The sequence below is a fragment of the Sphingomonas sp. GW821-FHT09E03 genome, from assembly GCF_059416225.1.
The window spans coordinates 1-1424 of the sequence record NZ_JBWKOS010000029.1 but is presented as its reverse complement, the minus strand read 5'-3'; the positions used below and the strand labels follow the sequence as shown (position 1 = coordinate 1424).

Genomic DNA, 1424 nt, shown 5'->3' with positions numbered 1-1424 from the left:
GGCTGGTGCAGACCCCAGCACTGTCGCCCGGATCCTTCAATCTTCGAGGGTCAACAACAGCCGCGATGGCGTGACTGGCGCTCTATACACAGACGGCAAGCGTTTCCTCCAGGCCCTTGAGGGCCCAGAAGAGACGGTGACCAGCACATTTAGTCGGATCAAGGAAGATACGCGCCATCAAGCAGTCGTGACCCTCTCACGCCGCACGGTAGAAGAGAGGGAGTTCGGTGAATGGGCGATGGCACATCGCTTGCCCGGCGAGAACGAGCGACACTTCATGGATCGTGTATCGCGCCTCGTCAAAAACTGCTCCCCTGCAGTGCAGGCCACGTTCGAGAGCTTTGCTGCGATCCGCCGGACGACGTAGCTCTTATTGGTCCTTTGTCGCCAAGGCGGCGACCGTCCTCTACCATCCAGAGCCGTCAAACGGCCAAGTCTGACAACATCACTAAAGCTCGTGTATGCCGCGCCGAATCCACTCCCTGCTTGCCGCCCTTAGCGATGATGTTACCGCCCATGCTCAGCAGGCAGAGTCGATTGCCGGGCGGACCAATCTGTTGGCGCTCAATGCTACCATTGAAGCAGCGCGCGCCGGTGATGCCGGGCGCGGGTTTACGGTCGTGGCTCAGGAGGTGAAGAGCCTCGCGGGGCTCGCACGGGCTTCGGCAGCCGCCTTCAAAGACGAGGTTCTAAACAACCTCCATCATGGCGCCATGATTGCCGATGAGTTGGCAAAGGATATGGAGAGCGGGCGGCTCACCGACCTAGCGCAGTCGATCGCCGATACGCTGGCACGGACACTCTATGATCGCTCGATTGACGTCAGAATGCTCGCCACGGACTACTCGGTCGCCGAGGCACTGCTGCTCAATCATGCGTCTGCTCGCAACGAGGACAAGGCTTTAAGCCGGCTGAGGGCGCTGCTCGCCTGCTCTCCGTATTTCCTCAACGCGTTCGTGGTCGATGCCAACGGCAATGTTGCGGTGTGCGCGCATGACAATGCCGCTGTCAGGAAAGTAAACTTCAAGCAGTACCCACAGTTCCAGCAGGCGCTGCTTGCCCCGCCGCAGGTCGCATGGATGACCGACGAGGTGTGGAAGAACCCTTGGTCGAACGGCCGCAAGGTGCTGGTCTACGTCGCTCCCGTTCGCTACGAGGGGTTAACGGTTGGCGTCTGCTATCTCGAGTTCGACTTCGAAGGCCAGACAAACGCGATCATGAATGTAATCACCAAGACAAAATCAGGCGCCGTTGCTTCTATCGTCGATCCTGCCAACCTGGTGGTGGCCACCACAGGTAACTATGCCTACCACGCCAAACACCCGCACGCGATCAGCGGCAGTGGCTCTAAATTTCTTTGCTCGGATGGCTTGAATGTCGCTCAAGTAGACGTGATCTCCGCCTTCGGAATAAGCGGTCTTAGC

The 1424-nt window shown here is 58.9% G+C and carries 2 protein-coding genes; both read left to right on the top strand.

The window, feature by feature from the left end; translation table 11 throughout:
- A partial coding sequence (locus tag AC07M8_RS19655) for a BLUF domain-containing protein (RefSeq protein WP_495175911.1) occupies window positions 1–367 on the top strand: 367 nt, incomplete at its 5' end.
- Between the two features lie 94 nt (window positions 368–461).
- The coding region (locus AC07M8_RS19650; protein ID WP_495175910.1) for a cache domain-containing protein at window positions 462–1424 on the top strand (963 nt) is incomplete at its 3' end.